The organism is Pseudomonadota bacterium (genome assembly GCA_018817425.1).
In the GTDB taxonomy this organism is placed as follows: domain Bacteria; phylum Desulfobacterota; class Desulfobacteria; order Desulfobacterales; family RPRI01; genus RPRI01.
This window is the reverse complement of record JAHITX010000012.1, coordinates 1-2788: the sequence shown is the minus strand read 5'-3', so window position 1 is coordinate 2788 and position 2788 is coordinate 1. Positions and strand designations below refer to the sequence as shown.

The window sequence follows — 2788 nt, the reverse complement described above, 5'->3', positions numbered from 1 at the left end:
TCGTGGAGGACTCACCCCACTGAAGGGCCGAACATGAAGAAAGTGTCAGGCCCCATGAGCTTCGATAGGCGATGAACCCGAACGGGGGAGCCATATTTTCGGACGCGTCATGGAATGATCTGCCACTGGGGTCAATCTGCAATAACTGCCTTGTGGGTTGCTACCTTGATCCGGCTACGGCCCGATTATCTTCGTGAACCGCCTGGTGCGGACCCGCATGCCAGGTGGTGTGGGGGCTGGGGGTTAAAACCCCCGGCTACCCGATTATATTTTTATATTTCAAGATTCATCAAGACCATTTGTCTGAGCGTCCTTTTTCGAAGCCAAACCTTTTAGAATTAATAAGTGCTGGTTCATCTATAGGTAAAACTTCCCATTCATCCGATTCAAAGAAAATTTCATGTGCTGATATAAGATACTGAACACCTTTGATAAAAAGCGGTAAATTATCTTTTTTTCTAATCATTATCCAATCCCAAAGATATGTATGCGGAGCTGGTTTAAATGATGAATTTGAATTTAAAATATCCCACACACGATTTAAGACATTAGTTACTTTATCTTTTGACGATATCGTAACCATTTTTTCTGAATATTTTCCTTCTAATAGTGGGTAAGTTATAATAATTTCACAAAATCTACTATGAGAAGATGCTGTTCTTGGAGTTTCACCATTTAGGCTTTTAATATTCTCTATTTCCTTTTGAACGCCCGAAAAGTAGGTAGGAATCATGTTTCGTAAAAATGCTATATCCCCAGATAATTTTAAAATCCTGTACTTTTCTTGGCTTTCATGGGCCATACTTCTTACAATTTCAAGAATCTCTTGGCTCATGCTATCAACCGACCTGACTTGATCCTCGACTATCTCCTGTGAAGGTTCCTGCTCTAAAATGGCTTTTAATTGAGGCCAAAAGGCATCAAATGTTTTTTGAAGTCGTTCTTCAGACAAGGCCTTTTCTTTAAGGCAGTTATTGATCGCTGATATAAGATCCCTTGTGTCATCTACCGTCGCTTTTTTGGATTGAAATTGAGAAAGTGGCCCTTGGTTTATATCCGCAGGAGCCATATCGATTAGAAATGGGCACACATAAGATTCGTTCATTGATTTGGCAACTGCACCTGCTTCAAACAAAATCCAAGGAGCATTTTGGTTTTCCTTAGTAAGGCAAATAATTGCAAAATCGGTATTTTCTAATTCTTTTTCTATTTCTCTGCCCCAACGGGACCCAGCATCAATATCTTTGGTTGACATCCAAGGCTCAACTTCTTGAAGAACATATGGGATCCAGTCTCTTAAAGCGAGAGCTATTCTTTTACTTTGAGTTCCTGACCAACTAATGAAAATTTTCATATTACCTCCACAGACATTTTTCCCGAGAAAGTATAACAGCGAAATCAGCCGTAAGTGTAAAGACTCGGCCATATTGCCACATCTTTTTATTCTGTAATGGCCCACATTTCTTGAAAATCGTTTTTACGTTCTTCAATTTCAGAGTCAATATTTAGCTTGAAATAGGTATTCTGAAACGTGAGAACATATATTATAAGATTGTGGGCAGTTATTAGAGATTTACTGGCCCACTCATGTTGAGCACTTCCGTCAAAACTTATATTCCCATTTTCTTTGACCTTCATCCTTGAAATTAAAGATGTCGGCGTGGTATGTGTCTGTAATGTTGGATAGAAAAAGCCTGGAAAGTACAAACCATCTAAACCAATTTTTTGAGCCATAGCTAAGGTGTCGAGTTTAGACCAAGAAAACATGGTTCTTTTTGTTTTACATCTTTTACAGTCAATTTCTTGAAATTTATCCTTGTAAGTCTTATAATTATTTTTTGCGGTTTCAAGTTCTTTTGCATCAATAATTTTTTCTAAGTCGAAGAATTCTTTAGCATGAATTAGCATTTTGCCCTTGTGAATGTGATGATATTCTAAAAAGGACTCAGCTTGAGTGGGATTGTCAGAAATATATCCAAGTGTAACAACACGCTCATACAACCCCCTCAATATTTTAAGACTACCTATCCCATAGCCATTGCCGCAGAGTAAAAATATTTCATTAAAGTCTTCGACACACAAGCGACCCAAGTGAAAGACAATACTGTCGGCAAAGCTAACTGTTGTAATTTCGCGATTAAAAATCTTAGATAAAGTTGAGGTGAGTAGTTTGTATTTTTCTGGCCACAATGGGTGCTTGTCAAAAAAATCTTGCCACTCTTTTTGAAACCCTATTGTCGGTGGTTTTGGTGTCATTTTTTATAATATAACAATATATTGAATTGTTTCCTTTTAGATTCGATAAGTTGTTAGCATGATTTGTGTTAGAAATCTACTGATTTAGTGAGGAGGTTTGATCGATTTCTTTCAGGAAGTTGTCAATGAAAAGCCACTTTAAGCTTTTTCAAGAGTATCAACTTGCTGTAATCGTTAATGTGACAATACTTTTTATAGGAACTTACCATCTAAGATATCTTTCCATAACCGCATGATATCAGCAAACCAGAAAACCTTTGATAAGCCTGTACTATTCGTAAATGATAATTGACTCATAATCATATAGAGCTTATTATCTGCCTGTATTTTCATCACCTCACGCCTTGTCAGTGAACGTAATCTGTTTTTTGAGATAGCTCGTAATAATAAAGGAGATAGTTATATGATAAAGCATTTTTTTCAATCCGTGAATTTAGAATCTCTTTCAACTCAAATTATCGCTTACTTACCGAATATCCTGGGCGCTGGAATTTTAGTTTTGGTGTTTTGGGCGCTTAACAAGATTTTCCGG

2 protein-coding genes are annotated in these 2788 nt (G+C 37.2%); both read right to left on the bottom strand.

Annotated features, from left to right (window positions below; genetic code table 11):
• Positions 1-289: 289 nt before the first annotated feature.
• On the bottom strand, positions 290-1354 hold the full coding sequence (locus KKC46_02900; protein MBU1052762.1) for a toll/interleukin-1 receptor domain-containing protein: 1065 nt from the start codon (positions 1352-1354) through the stop codon (positions 290-292).
• A gap of 86 nt (positions 1355-1440) precedes the next feature.
• Complete coding sequence (locus KKC46_02895; protein MBU1052761.1) at positions 1441-2256, bottom strand: hypothetical protein; 816 nt, start codon at positions 2254-2256, stop codon at positions 1441-1443.
• Between the last annotated feature and the right edge of the window lie 532 nt (positions 2257-2788).